The following is a 20,027-nucleotide window of genomic DNA, read 5'->3' as shown; positions in this document are numbered from 1 at the left end:
GAATAAATAAAGCCGAGTCGACCGTCTTATCTTTATCGCTACCTGTTTAGGAGGCTTTATCATTATGCCGGTAGATACCGAGACCTACCTGCTGGTGCGTTGTTCCTTTTGTTCCCGGGAGGAAGCGGCTCCGGTCTCCCGTTTCGCCAGTGTCCCCTCGCGTCCTTTGATCCTTCGCTGCTCCTGTGGCGAGGAGAAGGCGCGGATCATCACCCGGGACCGCCGCAACTACGTGGTGGAGATTATCTGTCCCTATTGCGAGCAGGTTCACCGCTTCCACCTGAAGGGGCGGAAGATCTGGTCGGGGGAGCTTATTCGCCTTTTCTGTAGCCAGGTGGGCCTGGAGATCGGCTATCTGGGGCCTCACTCCAAGCTGCGGGAGGTCTCCCGTAGCTTGCGAGAAGAGCTGGAGGCGCTGGTGGACGAGCTGGGCGGGGAAGATTACTTCGTCAACCCGGAGGTCATGTTCGAGGTCTTGTATCTGGTGGAAGAACTGGCAGGGGAGGGCGGGATATTTTGCCCCTGCGGGCGCGAGGATGTGGAAGTGGAGCTCCTGCCCGATGGGGTGGTGCTGCGCTGTCGCTCCTGCGGGCGCAAGGCGACGCTGCCAGCGGCGACGGAGGCGGATGTGCGCGCTCTGGAGGGCATGTCTACCATCAAGCTCTTCCGCGCGGAGCGTTCGGCAGCTGCGGCCCTAACGCGGCGCAAAAAACGGGCGAAACGGAGAAAATAAAAGGGTGAAGCTTCCCCGGGAGGTGTTGCTGCAGTGCCGCTTGTCACTTTGCGGGAGGTGCTGGGGGCGGCTGCGGCCGGGGGTTACGCGGTCGGGGCTTTCAACTGCAATAATATGGAAGTGCTGCAGGCCATTGCGGCGGCGGCCGAGGCCGAGCGCTCGCCGGTGATCGTTCAATTCAGCCCGGGAGCGATCAGGTACGCGGGGCTGGAATACCTGGCGGCGATGGCCCGGGCGGCCTTGCGGCAGGTCACGGTTCCGGTGGTGTTGCATCTGGACCACGGCACGAGCTACGAGCAGGTCATCCAGTGCCTGGTGGCCGGCTTTTCCTCGGTGATGATCGATGCTTCGCACCTGCCCTTGGAGGAGAACCTGGCCCTCACCAAAGAGGTGGTGAAGGCGGCTCGGGCCGTGGGGGCTTCGGTGGAGGCGGAGCTGGGTCGCGTCGGCGGGGTGGAAGACGAGATCGCGGTGGCAGAGCGAGAGGCCTTTTTCACCGACCCCGATGAGGCGGCCCATTTCGTGGAGCAGACCGGGGTGGACGCTTTGGCGGTGGCTATCGGCACCGCTCACGGGCGCTACCGCGGAGAACCACGGCTAGACTTCGAGCGCCTGAGCCATATCGCCGCTCAGGTTAAGGTTCCTTTGGTTCTTCACGGCGCCTCGGGCCTGGCGACCGAAGCGGTGCGGGAGGCCATCGAGCGAGGCATCCGCAAGGTTAACATCGACACCGACATCCGGCAAGCTTTTGTCGGCCGCCTGCGCCGGGAGCTGCTGGATCACCCCGACGAACTCGATCCGCGCCGGCCTCTGGGAGCGGCGCGGGAAGAAGCCACCGAGGTAATTCGCGCCAAATTGCGCCTTTGCGGTAGCTCAGGTAAGGCGATTGGCGTATAATTTAAGCATGAAGGGGGTAACTAGCTATCAAGCTGTATCTAGACACGGCTAACCTGGAAGAGATTCGCACAGCGGTTTCCTGGGGCGTGATTCACGGAGTGACCACTAACCCTTCCCTGGTGGCGCGGGAAGGAAGGGATTTCCCCTCGCTGGTCAAGGAGATCGCTGAACTGGTGGGCGGTCCGGTGAGTGCCGAAGTGATCAGCACCGAGGCGGGGGGAATGGTGGCCGAAGCTGAGAAACTGAGTTGCCTGCACCCCAATGTGGTAATAAAAATCCCCATCACTCCCGAAGGCTTGAAGGCGGTTAAGGCCTTGAAAGCTAGGGGGATAAAGACTAACGTCACGCTGGTCTTCTCCACCAACCAGGCTCTGCTCGCTTCCCTGGCGGGGGCTAGTTATGTGAGCCCCTTTGTGGGGCGCCTGGACGACATCGGGCAAGACGGTATGGCTTTGGTGGCTGAGATAGCTGAGGTCTTTTCTCTGCATGGTTTGCCCACCGAGATAATCGCGGCCAGCATTCGTCATCCCATGCACGTGGTGGCCGCGGCCCGCGCGGGAGCGCACATCGCCACGGTTCCCTTCCGCGTGTTGGAGCAGATGGTGCGCCATCCCCTCACCGATATCGGCATCGAGCGTTTCTTGGCCGATTGGCACCGCAGCGGACAGAGCCTTTCCTCTAAGTAAAAATTTCTTAATTTCCGTCGCAAGCGAGGTAGATGCTTTTGACTCCATTGGTGTGGTATAAAGTACCCCGCAAACAAAATGATGCCAGAAAAGGGGTGAATCAGATGGCGTTACCCCAGGATTGGGAGCGCAGAACCGTCCCCGAGCTCCGCGCGATGGCCAAGGAGATGGGCGTGCCGGAGTATTACCGCTTGCGGAAACAGGAGCTCATCGAGGCCATCCGGGACCGGATTTCGGCGGCCGCTCCTGCCGAAACGCCGGCGGAAGTGCGGGAGCCCGAACCGGTGGCGGCAGTCCGAGCGGAGGTAGAGCGAGAACCGGCTCCGGCCCCCAGCGCCCGCGGCATCCTAGAAATTTTACCGGACGGTTACGGTTTTCTTCGCCCCCACAAGTACCTCTCCTCCCCCGACGATATTTATGTTTCCGCTTCCCAGATCCGCAAATTCGACCTCCGCACGGGCGACCTGGTGGAAGGGGTGGTGCGCCGGCCCAAAGAGGCGGAGAGGTACTACGCCCTCCTGCGGGTGGAGCGCGTCAACGGGTACGACGCCGATCGACTCACGCCGCGCCCCCACTTCGACAGCCTCACGCCCCTTTACCCCTGTGAGCGCATCCGCCTGGAGACCACTCCTGAGCATATTTCCACCCGGATCATCGATTTGATAGCCCCCTTGGGCAAAGGGCAGAGAGGCTTGATCGTGGCTCCTCCTAAGGCGGGCAAGACCACGCTTTTGAAAGAGATCGCCAACAGCATAACCGCTAATCACCCGGAGATATACTTGATAATCCTACTCATCGACGAGCGCCCCGAGGAAGTGACCGATATCAGCCGCTCGGTGCGCGCCGAGGTGGTGAGTTCCACTTTCGACGAGCCCCCGGAGAACCACGTAAAGGTAGCCGAGATGGTGCTGGAGCGCGCCAAGCGCCTGGTGGAGCACGGGCGTGACGTGGCCATCTTGCTGGACAGCATCACGCGGCTGGCGCGAGCTCACAATCTGGTAATCCCCCCTAGCGGGCGCACCCTTTCCGGAGGGGTGGACCCCGCGTCTCTGCACAAGCCCAAGCGCTTTTTCGGCGCCGCCCGCAAGTTGGAGGAGGGGGGGAGCCTCACTATTCTGGCCACCGCCCTTATCGAGACGGGCAGCCGCATGGACGAGGTGATTTTCGAAGAGTTCAAGGGCACCGGCAACATGGAGCTGGTGCTGGATCGTCGTCTGGCCGAGCGCCGCATTTTCCCCGCCATTGATGTCAAGCGCTCGGGCACGCGGAAGGAAGAGCTCCTGCTGAGCAAGGAGGAACTGGAGTTGGTTTGGTATTTCCGGCGGGTGACCAACGAGATGACTCCTTGGGAAGCTATGGAGCACCTGCTGGAAGAGTTGCGGCGCACGCGCTCCAACGAGGAACTGGTGCGTAGCTTCCAGGCCTTCAAGCAGGCCAGTGGGGACGGGGAAGTTAAGAGCTTTTCTCCCAACTACCGCTGAGTAACCGGGGCGAAGTTGGCCCGGTCGTTCCACAGGCGCTCAAACTCTCGGCCGCAAGCCTGGGATAGGTTTTCCGAGTAAACTAAAAGCAGCATCTCATCGTTCCTTTCGCTGGCGCTGCGGGTGAAGTTGTAGCTGCCGGTGGTGGTGATTTTGCCGTCGATAACCACCATCTTCAGGTGCATGAGGCCGGCGTGGGTGTTGGCCTGCACCGGCACACCTGCCAGCAGCAACACGTTCACGGCGTGGCGCTGGGAATCGTTTTGCTGCCAGTCCTTGTTGGTAATGACCCTGACCCGCACGCCCCGCCGGTGAGCCGCTACCAGAGCTCTGACGATATCCGGGTGGGTGAGGCTGTATATGGCCACGTCGCAGGAAGACTGGGCTTGCCCGATCAACGCCACCAAAACGGGCGCAGGGTCCTGGCCGGCACGAGGGAAATAAAGCGCCCAGCTCCCCTCCTGCCAGCGGCCGCTGGCGGTGGGCGTGGGGTTGAGACAGCTGGCAACGGCCAGGACCAGCCCTATTAGCAGGAGGACCGGGCCAGCTCGGCGGTGAAGTCCCGGTTTAGAAGCCAAAGGTGGCCACCGGTTCTTTAAACTGGTACATCCAGCCTGCCAGATTGCCCTGCTCGTCCGCCCCTTCTTCTTGCCCTTCCCGAGCCGGGAAGTAGTTGAGGGCCATGTGGGCGATAATGGCCTCGTTTAGACGGTCGAGTTCTTCTTCCCGGTATCCCACCCGCCCGCAGCGAGGACATACCAGATAGTGCAACCAGCCCAGCCAGGCCGAACCGGCCCGCAGGTGCAGGGGGAGCACATCCGAATCCTCACTGACGGGAGAGCCGCAGAAAGGGCAGCGGGAAGCGTTTTTCTCTCCCATGGTTGCTCACCCCACTCGCATGTGGAATCGGAATCGCAATACTGTATATTCTGCGGAGAGGGGCGATAATCCTGCCCTATTCATCGATCTCAGCTCCGGGACTCGCTGGTGGTGCTCGCGAAACCCGCCGCCGCGAGATCGCGCCAATGGGCTGGTTAGTGTAAAGTTACTGTAGGAATTTTGCAGGAGCTAAGGAAGGGGAGAAAGAAGAGAGACCTCACCGTCCTTGCAACGGACGAGTAGTTGCTTAAACAACCACTCAGGAGGGTGAGGTCTCTATGCAGATTATAAAGCAGATTTGGGAGAAGTTCCAGAGGGTAGCGGAGCTAACGTTGAAGGTTCTGGAGGAAGGGACCGACTTTTTAAGCTTCGAGGAGAAGCTCTGGCAGGAGCTTAATAACCTGGGACAGGAGGTTTTGAGGGAAGTTTTAGAGGCGAAAGACGCCTATCTTCGGGAGCACCGGGAAAAGCGGCCCGGCTGGCGGGTAGAGCGGCGAAACGATCCCAAAGAAGTACTTACCCTTTTCGGTCTGGTCAACTATAAGCGAACCTATTACCGGCACAAAGAGACTGGGGAGCGGGTGCACCTGATAGATCGGTTGGTAGGTTACGGGCCGCACGCACGGGTTGATCCTCTGGTTAAAGCACAAGCCTTAGAAGAAGCGGTAGATCTTTCCTACCGGAAGAGTGGCGAGAGGGTAGGGAGAGGCAATCGGGAGGTTGTGCTAAGCGGCGAAGCGGTGAAGAAGGTGATTCACAACTTTACACTGGAAGAACTGCCCGAGCCGCCTGGGGAGAAGCGCCGGGGGAAGGTTCTTTATGTGGAGGCGGATGAAGACCACGTAGCAGGTCAGGACGGGAAGAAGTACTTACCCCGGCTGGTTTACATCCACGAGGGGAAAGAGAAGGTGGGGAAAGACAGATACAGACTCAAGCGGCCTTATTACTTGGGAGGGCTTTACTCAGATACGGATGAGCTGTGGTTCGAGGTGTTGAGCTACATCGAGGAGCAGTACGAATTATCTTCTGTGGAGCGGATTTACCTCTGCGGTGACGGAGACAGGTGGATAAAGAAAGGGCTGGAGTTTCTACCGAGGAGCGTCTTTGTCTTAGATCTTTTTCACCTGGACAAGTACCTGGTGGCTGCTTTGGGGCGTGATAGTGATGGTTATAGAGAGATTTGGGCGGCCTTATGGGAGGGTGATGAGGTAAAGGTACAGGCGATTTTGCGGCGGGCGGGCAAAGCTGCGGCGAGTCCTGCGCGGAAGGAAGCGGTACGGGATTGCCGACGTTACATCCGGCGGAACTGGGAGGGGATAATGGCCTACCGGCTTTATCCCGGGGCGGAGTTGGGGGTAAGTGCGGAGGCGCACGTAAGTCATCTCTTCTCGGCACGGTTATCATCCCGACCGATGGCCTGGAGTGCTCGTGGGGTAGACCGGATGGCCCGGTTGCGGGTGGCGAAGGCGAATGGTGTTTCCTTGCGGGAGCAATATGTAGCCCGACGGAAGGAGGGCTTAAGGGCTTTAGAGATCGATAAGGCAGCTGTCGAGGAAGAGAGGCAGAGGCTAAGGAAAATATCGGGTGAGGTGTTCGATAATCTTCCCGCTCTACGGGGTCCGGTAACGTCATTAACCAGAGCCCTCAAAGCTTTGAGCCGGAACATCGATCTTCTTTGGTAGTTCGTCCTGGTCCGGGGACAGTGGGGCTCGAGACTCCTACAGTAGGTTGACACGATCAATGGGCTGCGCGTCGTTGCCGGGATGGGAATGGCCGTGCTATAATAGCATCCGGTTTCTGGTGAAAGTGAGGTGACAGAGGGTGAAGAAGGGCATTCATCCGGATTACGGTCCAGCGCGGGTAATTTGCGCCTGCGGGGCTACCTTTGAGACTATGTCAACCAGGAAAGAATTAAAGGTGGAGGTCTGCTCCCAGTGCCATCCCTTTTATACGGGACAGCGGCAGATGATTGTGGAACGTCGGGGGCGGGTAGAACGCTTCAAGAAGAAGTACGGCCTATAAAGCGGAGCCTGCCACGCTACGGGGGGCAGGCCGTAATCGAGGGCGTGATGATGCGCGGACCTTCGTCCTGGGCTGTGGCGGTGCGTCGCCCTGACGGTTCTATAGCTGTGCGCCGGGAGGAGATTCCCGACCGCCCGGGAGGCTGGCGTTTTCCCCTGGTGCGAGGGGTGGTGCTTCTTTACGAGGCGCTGGTGCTAGGGGTAAAGGCCCTGAGCATTTCGGCGGCCGAGGCGGCGGGAGAAGAGGAGCAGTTGAGCCGGGGAGAGGTGGCGGCCACCATCGCCTTCGGTCTGGGAGCTGGAGTGTTGCTCTTTGTGCTCTTCCCAGCTGGGGCGGCTTACTTTTTCCGCCAGCAGATACCCGCTTACTGGCTGCAGAACCTGCTGGAGGGCTTGGTGCGGCTGGTAGTTTTTCTGCTTTATCTCTGGGCGATCAGCTGGCTGCCCGATATCCGGCGGGTATTCGCTTACCACGGGGCCGAGCACCGGGTGATCAACGCTTACGAGGCCGGTGCTCCCCTTCTGCCGGACGCGGTGGCGGTTTTCCCGGTGATTCACCGCCGTTGCGGTACCAGTTTTCTCTTGCTGGTGCTGCTCTTGAGTATTTTTTTCTTTTCCTTGGTGGGGCAGGGACCATTGTGGTGGCGCTTGCTTTCGCGCCTCTTATTGCTGCCGCTGCTGGCCGGGGTAAGCTACGAAGTCTTGCGCTGGTCCAGCGGGTCCACTTCCCCGTGGTTGCGTCCCCTGGTGGCCCCCGGTCTGTGGTTGCAACGCCTCACTACCAGGGAGCCAGATGGAGCGCAGGTGGAGGTGGCGTTGGCGGCGTTGCAGGCTATTTTACCGGAAGGAGGTGAGGGTGATGTGGGAGAAACTAGAAGCGATAGAGCAACAGTTTGAGGAGCTAACGGCCAAGATTGCTGATCCGGAGGTGATGGCCGAGCAGAGGCGCTGGCGGGAATACGTCAAGCACCACGCCGAGCTCGAGCCCATTGTCAGCGCCTACCGGGAGTACAAGCGAGTGCAGGCCGGCATCGAGGAGGCCGAGGCGCTGCTGCAGCAAGAGCAGGACCAGGAACTCCGGGAGTTGGCTCAGGAGGAGTGGGAGACCCTGCGCGAGAGGCGGGAATGGCTGGAGCGGGAGCTGCGACTCATGCTTTTGCCCCGGGACCCCGACGACGAGCGCAGCGTTATTTTGGAGATCCGAGCCGGAACCGGGGGGGAAGAGGCGGCCCTCTTCGCTGCCGATCTTTTACGCATGTACCTGCGCTACGCCGAGAAGCGGGGCTGGAAGACGGAGCTTCTGAGCACCAACGCCACCGACCTGGGTGGGGTCAAAGAGGTGGTGGTCTCCATCGAGGGCAAGGGGGTTTACAGCCTGCTCAAGTTTGAAAGTGGGGTGCACCGGGTGCAAAGGGTGCCGGTAACGGAGACCGGGGGGCGCATCCACACCTCGGCGGCCACGGTGGCGGTGTTACCGGCGGCGGAAGAGGTGGACGTGGAGATCGATCCTAAGGAGATCCGGGTGGACACCTTTTGCGCCTCCGGGCACGGAGGGCAGTCGGTGAACACCACTTATTCCGCTGTCCGCATCACCCACCTGCCTACGGGAATCGTGGTCACCTGCCAGGACGAGCGCTCGCAGCTGAAGAACCGCGACAAGGCCATGAAGATTCTGCGAGCTCGCCTCATGGAGCGCAAGCGCCAGGAGCAGGAGGCGGCCATAGCGGCGGAAAGGCGTTCCCAGGTGAAGAGCGGGGACCGCAGCGAGCGGGTGCGCACCTACAACTTCCCCCAAAACCGGGTTACCGATCACCGTATCAATCTAACCCTTTACCGGCTGGAAGAAATTTTGGAGGGGGATCTGGACGAGTTGCTGACGGCGCTGGCGGCGGCGGACCAGGCGGAGCGCCTGCGCCAGATAAGCTAAAGGTCTTGTATGCGAGTGAAAGAACTCTTGGCGGCGGGTACGCACCGGCTTAAAGAGGCGGGGATCAAAGAGGCGCGCCTGGAGGCGGAGGTCTTGCTGGCGCATCTCACAAAGCGCGACCGCCTCTTTTTGTATGGTGCGGCCGATTTGCCGGTGCCTTTTCTCACGCGACTCCGCTTCTGGGAGTTGGTGGGGCGGCGGCTGGCCGGGGAACCCTTGGCTTACCTCATCGGGAAAAGGGAGTTCTGGGGGCTGGAACTGGAGGTTACCCCGGCTGTGCTGGTTCCCCGCCCGGAGACCGAGCTTTTGGTGGAGGCCGGTTTGGAGAAGGTGAAGGGGAAGGAGAGCCCCCTCCTGGTGGACGTTGGTACCGGCAGCGGGGCGGTGGCGGTGAGCTGGGCGGTATCTTTGCCGCGAGCTCGCCTTTTAGCTTTAGACACCAGTCCGGAGGCCCTGTGCTGCGCGCGGCGTAACGCCCGACGCCACGGGGTGGAGGAGAGGATAACTTTCCTGGCGGGCGACCTTCTTTCTCCCTTGGAAGATTCGCCGGTGGCGGGAAAGGTGGACCTGGTAGGGGCTAATCTCCCTTATATCCCCCGCGCCTTTCTTCCCACCCTGAGCCGGGAAGTGCAGCGGGAACCCCGGCAGGCGCTGGACGGCGGCGCAGACGGGCTGGCCCTTTACCGGCGCCTGGTGCCCCAGGCCAAGAAGATTTTACGCCCGGGGGGGTATCTTCTTGCCGAGATGGCTCCCTGGCAGCGCTCGGGGATGTTGGAGCTTTTCGATGAGGATTGGGAAGAGCTCGAGGTGAGGCGCGATCTGGCGGGCAGGGCGCGGCTTGTGCTGGCCCGCCTTCGCGGGAAGGACTGACGCCCGTGCCCTCCTCACCGTACCGTTCTTCGTCGTTGAGATTAGCGCAGGAGGTAGGTAAATGACCAAGGTGTGGCGGGTCGACCCCTTGCGTCCCGAAAACTCGGCCCTGGAGGAAGCGGGGGAGCTCCTGAGGCGGGGAGAGTTGGTGGCCTTCCCCACGGAGACGGTGTACGGCCTGGGCGCGGTGATTCGAGAAGAGGCCCTGCGCCGGGTCTTCGCGGTGAAAGGGCGCCCGGCTCGCAAGCCTCTGACCCTGCACCTGGCGGACCCTGAGGAGCTCTTCCGGTATGTGAAGGAGGTTCCCTCTACGGCCCGCCGGCTCATCTCCTCCTTCTGGCCCGGGCCCCTCACCCTGATACTCCCCGCCGTTTCTGACCTGCCACCGAGCCTCACGGCCGGGGGGGAGACCGTGGGGGTTAGGGTGCCCGATCACGCGGTGGCGCGAAAGCTCATTGGCACAGTCGGCCTTCCTTTGGCGGCGCCCAGCGCCAACCTATCCGGTCGGCCTGCTCCCACCAGGGCGGAGCACGTGCTCGCCGAGCTGGGAGGGGCGATAGCGGGGGTGCTGGACGGCGGTCCCACTCCCTTGGGGATAGAGTCCACGGTGGTGGAGGTAAAGGGGGAAGAGTTTATTGTCCGGCGGGTGGGAGCTCTTCTGCCGGGGGACATAGAGGAGAGGACGGGGATTAAGCCCGCGGTGGCCCTGACCGAAGGGGAAGGGCGCTGGCGGCTTAAAGCGCCGCTGGTATTGGTAGAGGGAGGGGTGCCTGAGCTGGTGGTGGAGCGGGTTCTGGCCGAAGCTTCCCGGCAAGACCGGGCGGGCCGGCGGGTAGGGGTGCTCACCCGTGAAGAGAGGGTGGAGCTTTATCGGCCCTTCACTGTCCTGGCCTGTGGCCGGCTCAAGGGCGGGCCCCGCAGCGTGGCCGCCACCTTTTACGCCGCCCTGCGGGATATAGAGGAGCGGGTGGAGATCATAGTGGCGGAAGCGGTGGTGGCGGAGGTGGGGGAGGCGGTGCTCCTGCGGCTGCGGGAGATGGCCGCCGAGAGGTACGAGGTAGGTAGAAGTTAAGCCTTATGGAGTGGTTGACCTTATTTCTGCTGGCGGTGGTGCTGGGCACCGACGCCTTCTCGGTGGCGGTGGGTCTGGGGCTGGGCGCTCTTTTGAGCCGGAGGCGGGCGCTGGGGCTGATCTTCACCGTGGCGGCCTACCACGTCTTCATGCCCCTGGCCGGCTGGTGGACTGGGAAGTTAGTGGAGCTTTTTCTGGGCTCCCTGGCCGCTTTGTTGGGGGCAGCGGTTCTCCTTTATCTGGGCGCGCGGCTGCTCTGGAGTCACTTCCGGCGTGGCGAAGGAGAAGCCCCGGCGCTGCGCCCCGGCCTCGGGGGTATACTGCTGCTGGGTGCCTCGGTGAGCCTGGACGCTTTGAGCGTGGGCTTCTCCCTGGGCGTTTACCACTTTCCCCCTTTGCTGGTGGCCCTGGTCTGCGGCGCGGTAGCGGGCTTTATGACCGCTTTGGGGCTGGGCTTGGGTCGGTTAGCAGGGGTCCTGGTGGGGCGCTGGGCGCAACTGGCGGGGGGCATATTGCTTATTGGCATAGGGCTGCATTTTTTGCGAGGAGTGAGATAAATGGCACGAAAGCTACTGTTTGTGTGCAGTGGCAACACCTGTCGCTCACCCATGGCCGAGGGGATCTTCCGGCAACTGCTAGGGGCTTACGGGGTGGAGGAGGTGGAGGTTTCCTCCGCCGGGCTTTACGCCCTGGAGGGTATGCCGGCTTCCGAGGAAGCGGTGACGGCCCTGGCCGAATGGGGGATAGATATAAGCGGGCACCGGGCGCGCCGGGTAACGCAAGCGATGCTGGCGGAGGCCGACCTGGTGCTGGCCATGACCGAACGGCACAAGGCCCACCTCCTGGAGCTGGCGCCCGAGGCCAAGGAGAAGATCTTTACCTTGGGGGAGTACGCGGGCCGGCCTAAAGATCTAGACGACCCCATCGGCCTTCCCCTGCACTACTACCGCCAGTATGCCGAGGAAATCCGCCAGCTTTGCCGCATGGTGATAGAAAGATGGTTGAAGGAGCAGGAACCACGCGCTTGAATTGCGAATTAACACTTTGCGTGAGGAAGAAACTGAAAGGAGTTGGCTGCCGGTGAAGATAGCCATAGGTTCGGATCACGGCGGCTGGCAGCTCAAGCAAGTTGTTCGCCGTTTTCTGGAGGAGGAGGGGCTGGAATACCGGGACTTCGGCACCCACTCGCCTGAGTCCTGCGACTACCCGGACATCGCTTTCGCCGTGGCCGAGGCCGTGGCGCGGGGCGATTTCGACCGGGGGATTCTGATCTGCGGTACCGGCATCGGCATGACCATAGCGGCCAATAAGGTGCCGGGGGTAAGGGCCGCCTTGTGTCACGACACCTATTCGGCCCGCATGTCCCGGGAACATAACGATGCCAACGTTCTGGGCCTGGGAGAGCGGGTAATAGGGCCGGGCTTGGCCCTGGAGATCGTCCGAACCTGGCTGGCGGCTTCCTTCGCGGGAGAGCGTCATCGCCGCCGGGTGGATAAAATTCTGGCGCGCGAAAGAGGGGGATTGTAGCAGTTGCGCAGGATTTTGCAGCCTTTGGAGGAAGTCGATCCGGAAGTTTTTCAGGCGATTGAGGAAGAAAAGCGGCGCCAAGAGGAAAAGTTGGTCCTGATTGCTTCGGAAAACTTTGCCAGCCGCGCGGTGATGGCGGCCCAGGGGTCGGTCTTGACCAACAAGTACGCCGAAGGCTATCCGGGTAAGCGCTATTACGGTGGCTGCGAATATGTGGATCGGGTGGAGGAGTTGGCTATCGAGCGTGCCAAGCTCCTTTTCGGGGCCGAGTACGCCAACGTGCAGCCTCACTCCGGCACCCAGGCCAATTTCGCTGTTTATTTCGCCTTGCTGCAACCTGGCGACACCCTCATGGGTATGGATTTGGCCCACGGGGGGCACCTCACCCACGGCAGCCCGGTTAATATGTCGGGCCGTTATTTTCGCTTTGTCCCTTACGGGGTAAGGCGAGACACTGGCACCATCGATTACGAAGAGGTGGCCGAGCTCGCTCGGCGCCACCGGCCCAAGCTGATTATCACCGGGGCGAGCTCTTATCCCCGGGAGATAGATTTTGCCCGCTTTGCCGCCATCGCTCAGGAGGTGGGGGCCAAGCTCATGGCCGATATAGCTCACATAGCGGGGCTGGTGGCCGCGGGTCTGCACCAGAGCCCTGTTAGCTACGCTGATGTGGTCACTTCCACCACGCATAAAACCCTGCGGGGGCCGCGGGGCGGCTTGATCCTCGGCAAGCAGGAGTACGGGCCCGCCATCGACAAGGCGCTTTTCCCCGGCACCCAGGGGGGGCCTCTCATGCACGTCATCGCTGCCAAAGCAGTGGCCTTCAGGGAGGCGCTGCAACCGGAGTTCAAGGAGTACCAGCGGCGGGTGGTGGAAAACGCTCGCGCTTTGGCTGCCGCCTTGCAAGACTACGGGTTCGAGCTGGTTTCCGGGGGCACGGATAACCACATGGTGCTGGTCGATCTGCGGAACAAAGGGCTCACTGGGGCCGAGGCAGAAGCCCTGCTTTACCAGGTAGGGCTGGTGGTCAACAAGAACGTGGTGCCCTTCGATAACCAGCCACCGCGGGTCACTAGCGGTATACGCCTGGGTACGCCGGCAGCGACCACCAGGGGCCTGGGGGCGGAGGAGATGAGGGCCGTGGCCACCGCCATCCATTACGCCCTGGATCACCGCGGGGAAGCCCGGTACCAGGAAGAGGCCCGTTCCCTGGTGTCCGAGCTCTGCCGGTCTTATCCCCTTTACCGGGAAGAATAAGCCCATGCGGCCCGATTGGGACACCTATTTCATGACCCTGGCCAGGGTGGTGTCTCTGCGTTCCACCTGCCTGCGCCGGCGGGTGGGGGCGGTGCTGGTAAAAGACAACCGCATCCTGGCCACCGGCTACAACGGCGCTCCCAGCGGTCTGAGGCATTGTCTGGATATAGGTTGCTTGCGCCAGGAACGCGAGATTCCGTCCGGTGAACGCCACGAGCTCTGCCGGGGTCTGCACGCTGAGCAGAACGCTTTGCTCCAAGCGGCGGTCTACGGGGTGAGCATCGCGGGGGCCACCCTCTACACCACTCATTTTCCTTGCGCTTTATGCGCCAAAATGCTGATTCAGGCCGAGATTCGCCGCGTGGTGTACCTCGAGACCTATCCGGATGACTTCGCCAGGGAACTTTTCGCTGAGGCCGGTGTGCGCTTGGAGCCTTTTCGCGGCGAACTCTGTTTTCCTGGGAGAAGGGAAGAGGATAGAGATGAGCATGAGACGTAAAGTCATAGCCTTGCCGCGTTTGAACCGCCTTTCCCCCACCCTGGAGTCCACCGCTTTGAAACTTATGGAGGAGGCGGGGGAGCTGGCGCAAGCCATAGGGAAACTGCGCGGCCTCTCCGGAGAAGCCTGCCCTTCGGATCAGCGGGAAGTCATGGAGAGGGTAACCCGAGAGCTTTTGGACGTGGCTCAGACCGCGGTTTCCATGATGTTTGTGCTGGAAGAGCAGTACGGCATTGACATCGAAAGCGCTCTGGACCAGCACCTGCAAAAACTGGTCGCCAAAGGGTATCTAGCCCTATGAAGACCATCCTGGTAATTTTTGGGACTCGACCGGAGGCCATTAAAATGGCTCCGGTGGTGCTGGCGCTGCAACGGCAGAGCCACTTCCGCCCGGTGGTGGCGGTGACCGCTCAGCACCGGGAGATGCTGGACCAGGTCCTGGAGCTCTTCGGTATAGTGCCCGCTTACGATCTGGACATCATGCGCCCGCGCCAGAGCCTCTTCGAGGTCACCGTGCGGGCGCTTCGAGGGTTGGAGAAGGTGCTGCAAGAAGCCAGGCCCGACCTGGTGCTGGTGCACGGCGACACCACCACCACTTTCGTGGGAGCTCTGTCCGCCTTCTACCTGCAAATACCGGTGGGGCACGTGGAAGCGGGGCTGCGGACGGGCAATAAATACGCTCCTTTTCCCGAAGAGATGAACCGGCATCTGACCGGAGTGTTGGCCGACCTGCATTTCGCTCCCACGGCCCGCGCCGCCGCGGCTCTCAAACGCGAGGGGGTTGATCCGGAGAAGATTTTCATCACCGGCAACACGGTAATCGATGCCCTGCAGTCGGTGGTGCGGGCGGATTATCGCTTCGGCGACCAGCATATGTACCGCTTTCTGGAAGGGGGGAAAAGGCTTATCTTGGTGACCACGCACCGGCGGGAGAACTGGGGGGAGCCCCTGCGCCAGGTCTACCGCGCCCTGCGCCGGGTGGTGGAGCGGTTGGAAGACGTGGCAGTGGTTTTCCCCGTGCACCGCAACCCGGTGGTGCGGGAAGCGGCGGAGGAGATTTTCGCCGGGCTTGACCGCGTTCACTTGCTGGAGCCCCTCCCCTACGCCGATTTTGCCAACCTTATGGCCCGATGCCACCTGGTGCTGACCGACTCGGGAGGATTGCAGGAGGAAGCGCCTTCGCTGGGTAAGCCGGTCCTGGTACTGCGCGAGGTGACCGAAAGGCCGGAAGCCCTGGAAGCGGGCACGGTGCGCCTGGTGGGAACCGGGGAGGAGCGGGTGTATCGGGAAGTGATCCACTTGCTGACCAACGCGGCGGCTTACCACCAGATGGCCAGCGCGGTGAATCCCTATGGCGATGGCCGGGCTTCACAGCGCATAAGCGCGGCGCTGCTTTACTACTTTGGTCAGGGTCCGCGGCCGGAGGCTTTTTCCCCTAAAGTGCTTGCGAGCACAAGTTTTTGCCCCCCGGCGCAAAATTCTGAGACGGGCAAGAAGGAATAAACGAGGGTATGTAGAAGATATTTAAAAAGTCAAGGGAGGCTCATAGAAGCGGGTAGAGAGGGCTGGGATGCCAGTTACTGGTAGATGCGGGTGCAATCTTGTAAAAAAAAGCACAAGGGGTTTAGCGGTAGTGGGTAACGGCCGTTCGGGATGGGGGAAAGCCCTCCGTTATTTCGCAGTGGCTTCTACCATAAGCATCCAGTTCGCTGCTTCGGTGGTTGTGGGCTGGTGGCTTGGTAACTATTTGGATCAGCGCTGGCACACCGCTCCCTGGCTGGGTTTGCTGGGTCTTCTGGTGGGTATCGGTGCGGGTATCCTCGGTATCGTGAGGCTGCTGACTCGTATGGGAGCCAACAACCAGTCCTAAGGAGGGGGAATCTGTGGCTTGGCATGAGTTGGAGTTCGAGGTTTTCGCTCGCCGCTTGCTGTTGCGGGCCGGCTGGTTGCTGGTAACTTTGCTTTTACTGCTGGCTTTCTACCCCGGGAGTCCCTTGTGGTCCGGGGCTGCCCTGGGGTTGGGAGTGGGTTGGCTCAGCGCCTTTTTCCTCTACTTGCGCTTGTCGCGTTCGGTGCGTATCATGACGTGGAGTATGGACAAGGCCAGAGTTTTCCTCAACCTGGGGTTTTTGGGGCGTTGGGGAATGCTTTTCGCCGTGCTCCTCTTTGCCGTTTACACCCAATGGTTCGATTTGCGGACCTTTTTGCTGGGGGTTCTCCTGGTGCCCTTGATGAGTGTGGCCGAGGCGATAAGGGTTCTTAGGCGTAGCCGCGTGGAGGAAGCGGATGTCTAAGGCCCTTGTTATTTTACAGTGCTTTTCCAGGGAAGGAGGTGAAGGCTAGTTTGCGGATGAGAAACCGGGGCAGAAAAACTTGGCTTTTGGGGGCTTCGCTGATCCTGGTGCTTTTGACCACGGCAGGGTGCGCCGAGGAATTCTCTCTGGAGAAGATTGAGCACGAGCTAAATATCTGGCATATCCCTCACGGTCCCTGGCATTTGGGAACGGTGGCGGGTTTCCCCTTCGACGTAAACCCCAACACCGTTATTTTCACCTGGGTGGCCATGATCATCACTTTGCTCATCGCCATGCTGGCGGTCAGGGGCGCGGACGTGCGTCGCCCCACCAAATTGCAGGCCCTCTTCGAGATCATGATGGAATCTTTCCGGGGCCTGGTTTACGATAGCATGGGGGAGAGAAGGGGGCGCCCCTTGTTTTACCTCTTTGTAACCTTCTTTTACTTCATTTTGATTTGCAACTTGCTGGGGTTGGTGCCTGCCTGTATGGCTCCCACTGCTGACCTGAACACCACGCTGGGTATGGCGGTCATTACCTTCGTTTTAATGTACGTGTGGGGGCTCAGATTCCGAGGGGCGAAGATGTTTCTCCATTATCTCTTTCCGATTCCCCTGCTCCCCATCATCGAGGACCTGGCCAAACCGGTCACACTGGCTTTCCGACTTTACGGCAACATGTACGGTAAAGAAGTTATGTTGCTGGCCCTGCTGGGACTCATCCGGGGCCCGGCGGAGTGGTGTGGCGGTTTTACAGCTTCGGTTCTCTGGTTAGCGTTCGGTGTATTCGTTTCCTTTATCCAGGCTTTTGTGTTCGCTGTCTTGAGCATCGCTTACATATCCTTAGCTTCGGCTGAGGAACATTAAATTTTACCTTTAAACCCGGAAGGAGGGAAAACGCGTGACTACAGGTGCTGCGGCTGCTCTAGGAATGGCTCTAGCGGCCGGACTCGGCGCCCTGGGCGCAGCTATCGGTGACGGCATTTGCACTGCCAAACTGCTGGAGGGTACGGCTCGTCAGCCGGAGGCTCGGGGTCAACTCATGACCCTCATGTTCATCTCCGTTGGTCTGATCGAGTCTATTCCCATTATCGCCGTCGTAGTAGCGTTCATGCTCATGGGTAAAATTGTATAGTCCGAGCCGCGCCGGCGCTGGCGCAGAGCCCCCGCCGAACTCTTTCGGCTGGGGGAGGGAATCATCGTCAAGATCCTTTTTTTCGGTGGGTAAGCGCAGGTTTCGTGCCCCTGGGGGCCGAAACCTGCTACCCGCACTCTTTGTGCGGAAGGAGGAGGAAACTTGCTAGGACTGAATGCCACCCTGGTTATGCAGATATTTCACTTTTTGCTCCTGCTGCTCCTGCTCTGGCTGGTGGCCTACAAGCCGTTGATGCGCCTGCTGGAAGAGCGCCAGAACCTGGTGGCGCAGAACATCGATAGAGCGGAGCGGCAGCAGGAAGAGGCCCGCAAGCTTAAAGAGGAGATGGAAGCCGGCCTGCGCCAAGCTCGCGAGGAAGCTCAACTCATCATCGAGCGGGCGACCAAGGCCAGCGAAGAGCAGGCCCAGGCAATCCTGGATGCCGCCAAGGAGGAAGCCAACCGTATCAAGGAAGGCGCTTTGGCGGACATCGAGCGGGAGAAAGAGCGAGCTCTGGCCGAACTTAAGGATCAGGTGGCTAATCTCGCCATTCTGGTGGCGGGCAAGGTAATTAGGGAGGCTTTGCCGGAGAACTTGCAGCAGAAGCTTATCCAGGAGGCCATAAGCGAGGTGAAGCAGCTGCCATGCTAAAAGGGGCGGTGGCCGAACGCTACGCTGGGGCCCTCTTCGATCTGGCGCGGGAGAAGGATCTCCTGGATAAGATAGCTGATGACCTCAAGGCGGTAGAGGAGATGCTGGCGGCGTTCACCGATCTACGCCGGGTCTTTTACCACCCCCAGGTTCCTGCGGAAGTCAAAAAAGCCATTATCAAGGACCTTTGGGAAAAGGCGCTGCACCCTTACACGCTAAATTTCCTCAACGTGCTGCTGGACGCTCGGCGGGAAGTGTTTTTTAAGGATGTGGCGGAGGAGTACCGGCGCCTCCTCAACGAGGCCAAGAATCTGGTAGAGGTAGAGGTAATCTCGGCCGTGAAGCTTTCTTCTGAGCAAGCGCAGGAATTGGCCGAGACCCTGAAAGCGGCGGTCAAGAGGGAAGTGATGCTCAGCTATCGCGTGGCCCCCGAGATTTTGGGGGGGCTGGTGGTGCGCATTGGGAACCGAGTGGTGGATGCCAGTGTGGCGCGGCAGCTAGAGCGACTGCGGGGGCAAATTAGCGAAATTCGGGTAGGTTAAAGGGGTGACAGGAGGAGATGAAGCTTAGGCCCGAAGAGATAAGCTCCATAATTCGCCAGCAAATCGAGAAGTACGAGGTTCAGGTAGAGGTAGCCGATGTAGGCACCGTGATATACATTGGCGATGGCGTGGCCCGCGTTTACGGGTTGGAAGACTGCATGTACTCGGAGCTGCTGGAGTTTACCGGTGGCGTTTACGGTATGGCGTTGAACCTGGAAGAAGACAATGTGGGTTGCGTGATCCTGGGCCCCTACATGCACATCAAGGAAGGCGATGTGGTCAAGCGCACCGGACGTATAGCCTCGGTGCCGGTGGGGGAGGAGCTGATTGGACGCGTTATCGACCCGGTGGGCCGGCCATTGGACGGCAAAGGGCCCATTAAGTCGCAGAAGTTCCGCCCGGTGGAGCGCATCGCTCCCGGGGTTATCTACCGCACTCCGGTGGATACACCGCTGCAAACCGGCATCAAGGCCGTGGACGGCATGATCCCCATCGGGCGTGGGCAGCGCGAGCTCATCCTGGGCGACCGCCAGACCGGTAAAACCGCCATTGCGGTGGACGCTATCATCAACCAGAAAGGGCAGGATGTGATCTGCATTTATGTGGCCATCGGCCAGAAAGCTTCCACGGTGGCCAACGTTATCGAAAAGTTCCGGGAATTCGGGGCTATGGACTACACCACCGTGGTGGTAGCTGGCGCTTCCGATCCTTCCCCGCTCCTCTACATCGCTCCTTTCGCCGGTTGCGCCATCGGCGAGGAATTTATGGAGCAGGGTAAGGACGTGCTCATCGTTTACGACGACCTTTCCAAGCAGGCGGCGGCTTATCGCGAACTCTCTCTGTTGCTGCGCCGGCCGCCGGGGCGCGAGGCTTATCCTGGCGACGTTTTCAATCTCCACTCGCGCTTGCTAGAGCGAGCTTGCAAAATGCATCCCAATTATGGCGGTGGTTCGATCACGGCGCTGCCTATCATCGAAACGCAGCAAGGGGACGTTTCGGCTTATATCCCCACCAATGTGATCTCCATCACCGACGGTCAGATCTATCTGGAACCGGATCTGTTCTACGCCGGTATCCGTCCCGCCATCAACGTGGGCCTGTCGGTATCGCGCGTGGGCGGTAAGGCGCAGCGCAAGTGTATGCGGCAGGTGGCCGGTCAGCTTAAGCTGGATCTAGCCCAGTACCGAGAGCTGGCCGCTTTCGCCCAGTTCGGCACTGACCTGGACAAAGCTACTCTGGCCCGGTTGCGCCGGGGCGAACGCTTGACCGAGCTCCTGAAGCAGGACCAGTACGCTCCCATGTCGATTGAGGATCAGGTGATGTCGATTTACACCGGCGTGCACGGCTATCTGGACGACCTGCCGGTGGATAAGGTGCGCGAGTTCGAGGCCGAGTTTTTGAAGTTCATGCACGCCCAGTACGCCGAGGTGGGAGAAGCTATCAAGAAGGACCTGGAGATCAAGCCGGAAACGGAGGAAAAACTCAAGCGGGCTCTGGAAGAATTCAAGAAGGACTTTAAACTCCAGCACGGGCTGGCCTAAAACCGGAGGTGGGAAG

The 20,027-nt window shown here is 60.5% G+C and carries 26 protein-coding genes; 24 read left to right on the top strand and 2 right to left on the bottom strand.

All coding sequences use genetic code 11. The features are described from left to right. The first annotated feature begins 64 nt into the window (after nt 1-64). The 4 genes from ACTLLP_RS09360 to rho all read left to right on the top strand — a co-directional run bounded on the left by ACTLLP_RS09360 (nt 65) and on the right by rho (nt 3,797). Complete coding sequence (locus ACTLLP_RS09360) at nt 65-733, top strand: hypothetical protein (protein ID WP_441059239.1); 669 nt, start codon at nt 65-67, stop codon at nt 731-733. 33 nt (nt 734-766) lie between these two features. After that, on the top strand, nt 767-1,630 hold the full coding sequence (locus tag ACTLLP_RS09355) for a class II fructose-1,6-bisphosphate aldolase (protein ID WP_441059237.1): 864 nt from the start codon (nt 767-769) through the stop codon (nt 1,628-1,630). Nucleotides 1,631-1,656: 26 nt separating this feature from the next. Continuing rightward, entirely contained in the window at nt 1,657-2,316 is a 660-nt protein-coding gene (gene fsa, locus ACTLLP_RS09350; protein WP_441061750.1) for a fructose-6-phosphate aldolase, read from the top strand. A gap of 104 nt (nt 2,317-2,420) precedes the next feature. Next, on the top strand, nt 2,421-3,797 hold the full coding sequence (gene rho, locus ACTLLP_RS09345; RefSeq protein ID WP_441059235.1) for a transcription termination factor Rho: 1,377 nt from the start codon (nt 2,421-2,423) through the stop codon (nt 3,795-3,797). On the opposite strand, the gene ACTLLP_RS09340 is transcribed toward rho, so the two are convergent. Further along, the gene (locus ACTLLP_RS09340; RefSeq protein WP_441059233.1) at nt 3,788-4,375 is read right to left on the bottom strand and encodes a phospholipase D family nuclease; all 588 of its coding nucleotides are present in this window, start codon (nt 4,373-4,375) and stop codon (nt 3,788-3,790) included. The two genes, rho and ACTLLP_RS09340, sit on opposite strands and share 10 nt — an antisense overlap. Further along, a complete protein-coding gene (locus ACTLLP_RS09335; protein WP_441059231.1) occupies nt 4,365-4,676 on the bottom strand; it encodes a hypothetical protein in 312 nt (103 codons plus the stop codon). Before ACTLLP_RS09335 ends, ACTLLP_RS09340 begins: the two co-directional genes overlap by 11 nt. 278 nt (nt 4,677-4,954) lie before the next feature. Here ACTLLP_RS09335 and ACTLLP_RS09330 point away from each other — a divergent pair, with 278 nt between their 5' ends. The 20 genes from ACTLLP_RS09330 to atpA all read left to right on the top strand — a co-directional run bounded on the left by ACTLLP_RS09330 (nt 4,955) and on the right by atpA (nt 20,011). Further along, complete coding sequence (locus ACTLLP_RS09330; RefSeq protein WP_441059229.1) at nt 4,955-6,358, top strand: ISLre2 family transposase; 1,404 nt, start codon at nt 4,955-4,957, stop codon at nt 6,356-6,358. A gap of 139 nt (nt 6,359-6,497) precedes the next feature. Further along, the gene (gene rpmE, locus ACTLLP_RS09325; protein ID WP_441059227.1) at nt 6,498-6,698 is read left to right on the top strand and encodes a 50S ribosomal protein L31; all 201 of its coding nucleotides are present in this window, start codon (nt 6,498-6,500) and stop codon (nt 6,696-6,698) included. 50 nt (nt 6,699-6,748) lie between these two features. Beyond that, the gene (locus ACTLLP_RS09320; protein ID WP_441059225.1) at nt 6,749-7,594 is read left to right on the top strand and encodes a DUF1385 domain-containing protein; all 846 of its coding nucleotides are present in this window, start codon (nt 6,749-6,751) and stop codon (nt 7,592-7,594) included. Further along, a complete protein-coding gene (gene prfA, locus ACTLLP_RS09315) occupies nt 7,557-8,624 on the top strand; it encodes a peptide chain release factor 1 (protein ID WP_441059223.1) in 1,068 nt (355 codons plus the stop codon). Before ACTLLP_RS09320 ends, prfA begins: the two co-directional genes overlap by 38 nt. 9 nt (nt 8,625-8,633) lie before the next feature. Next, nucleotides 8,634-9,494: a peptide chain release factor N(5)-glutamine methyltransferase gene (prmC, locus tag ACTLLP_RS09310; protein ID WP_441059221.1), complete on the top strand. Its 861-nt coding sequence runs from the start codon at nt 8,634-8,636 to the stop codon at nt 9,492-9,494. Nucleotides 9,495-9,555: 61 nt separating this feature from the next. Continuing rightward, nucleotides 9,556-10,566 carry an L-threonylcarbamoyladenylate synthase gene (locus tag ACTLLP_RS09305; RefSeq protein WP_441059219.1) on the top strand — a complete coding sequence of 337 codons (1,011 nt, stop codon included), beginning with the start codon at nt 9,556-9,558 and terminating at the stop codon, nt 10,564-10,566. Nucleotides 10,567-10,571: 5 nt separating this feature from the next. Beyond that, nucleotides 10,572-11,123 (top strand): manganese efflux pump MntP, encoded by a 552-nt coding sequence (locus ACTLLP_RS09300; RefSeq protein ID WP_441059217.1) that lies wholly within the window; start codon nt 10,572-10,574, stop codon nt 11,121-11,123. Then, nucleotides 11,124-11,594, top strand: a complete 471-nt coding sequence (locus tag ACTLLP_RS09295) for a low molecular weight protein arginine phosphatase (protein WP_441059215.1) — start codon at nt 11,124-11,126, stop codon at nt 11,592-11,594. A 52-nt stretch (nt 11,595-11,646) separates the two neighbouring features. Then, on the top strand, nt 11,647-12,093 hold the full coding sequence (rpiB, locus tag ACTLLP_RS09290; protein ID WP_441059213.1) for a ribose 5-phosphate isomerase B: 447 nt from the start codon (nt 11,647-11,649) through the stop codon (nt 12,091-12,093). A gap of 12 nt (nt 12,094-12,105) precedes the next feature. Continuing rightward, nucleotides 12,106-13,350 carry a serine hydroxymethyltransferase gene (gene glyA, locus ACTLLP_RS09285; protein WP_441061747.1) on the top strand — a complete coding sequence of 415 codons (1,245 nt, stop codon included), beginning with the start codon at nt 12,106-12,108 and terminating at the stop codon, nt 13,348-13,350. 4 nt (nt 13,351-13,354) lie between these two features. Beyond that, on the top strand, nt 13,355-13,849 hold the full coding sequence (locus ACTLLP_RS09280; protein WP_441059211.1) for a deoxycytidylate deaminase: 495 nt from the start codon (nt 13,355-13,357) through the stop codon (nt 13,847-13,849). Continuing rightward, nucleotides 13,833-14,150: a MazG-like family protein gene (locus ACTLLP_RS09275; RefSeq protein WP_441059209.1), complete on the top strand. Its 318-nt coding sequence runs from the start codon at nt 13,833-13,835 to the stop codon at nt 14,148-14,150. The genes ACTLLP_RS09280 and ACTLLP_RS09275 overlap by 17 nt, the downstream gene beginning before the upstream one ends. Beyond that, on the top strand, nt 14,147-15,352 hold the full coding sequence (gene wecB / locus ACTLLP_RS09270; protein ID WP_441059207.1) for a non-hydrolyzing UDP-N-acetylglucosamine 2-epimerase: 1,206 nt from the start codon (nt 14,147-14,149) through the stop codon (nt 15,350-15,352). The genes ACTLLP_RS09275 and wecB overlap by 4 nt, the downstream gene beginning before the upstream one ends. A 130-nt stretch (nt 15,353-15,482) precedes the next feature. Beyond that, entirely contained in the window at nt 15,483-15,719 is a 237-nt protein-coding gene (locus tag ACTLLP_RS09265; RefSeq protein WP_441059205.1) for an AtpZ/AtpI family protein, read from the top strand. 13 nt (nt 15,720-15,732) lie between these two features. Beyond that, entirely contained in the window at nt 15,733-16,143 is a 411-nt protein-coding gene (locus ACTLLP_RS09260) for a hypothetical protein (protein WP_441059203.1), read from the top strand. 56 nt (nt 16,144-16,199) lie between these two features. Then, on the top strand, nt 16,200-17,009 hold the full coding sequence (gene atpB / locus ACTLLP_RS09255) for a F0F1 ATP synthase subunit A (RefSeq protein ID WP_441061744.1): 810 nt from the start codon (nt 16,200-16,202) through the stop codon (nt 17,007-17,009). Between the two features lie 34 nt (nt 17,010-17,043). After that, entirely contained in the window at nt 17,044-17,277 is a 234-nt protein-coding gene (gene atpE, locus ACTLLP_RS09250) for a F0F1 ATP synthase subunit C (protein WP_441059201.1), read from the top strand. 162 nt (nt 17,278-17,439) lie between these two features. Next, nucleotides 17,440-17,928 carry a F0F1 ATP synthase subunit B gene (gene atpF, locus ACTLLP_RS09245; RefSeq protein WP_441059199.1) on the top strand — a complete coding sequence of 163 codons (489 nt, stop codon included), beginning with the start codon at nt 17,440-17,442 and terminating at the stop codon, nt 17,926-17,928. Continuing rightward, complete coding sequence (atpH, locus tag ACTLLP_RS09240) at nt 17,922-18,470, top strand: ATP synthase F1 subunit delta (RefSeq protein ID WP_441059197.1); 549 nt, start codon at nt 17,922-17,924, stop codon at nt 18,468-18,470. Before atpF ends, atpH begins: the two co-directional genes overlap by 7 nt. Nucleotides 18,471-18,487: 17 nt before the next feature. Then, on the top strand, nt 18,488-20,011 hold the full coding sequence (gene atpA, locus ACTLLP_RS09235; protein WP_441059195.1) for a F0F1 ATP synthase subunit alpha: 1,524 nt from the start codon (nt 18,488-18,490) through the stop codon (nt 20,009-20,011). The last annotated feature ends 16 nt before the right edge of the window (nt 20,012-20,027 follow it).

This window comes from Desulfothermobacter acidiphilus (genome assembly GCF_052073645.1).
In the GTDB taxonomy this organism is placed as follows: Bacteria; Bacillota; Desulfotomaculia; order Desulfotomaculales; family Ammonificaceae; genus Desulfothermobacter; species Desulfothermobacter acidiphilus.
This window is presented reverse-complemented; position numbering and strand designations above follow the sequence as displayed.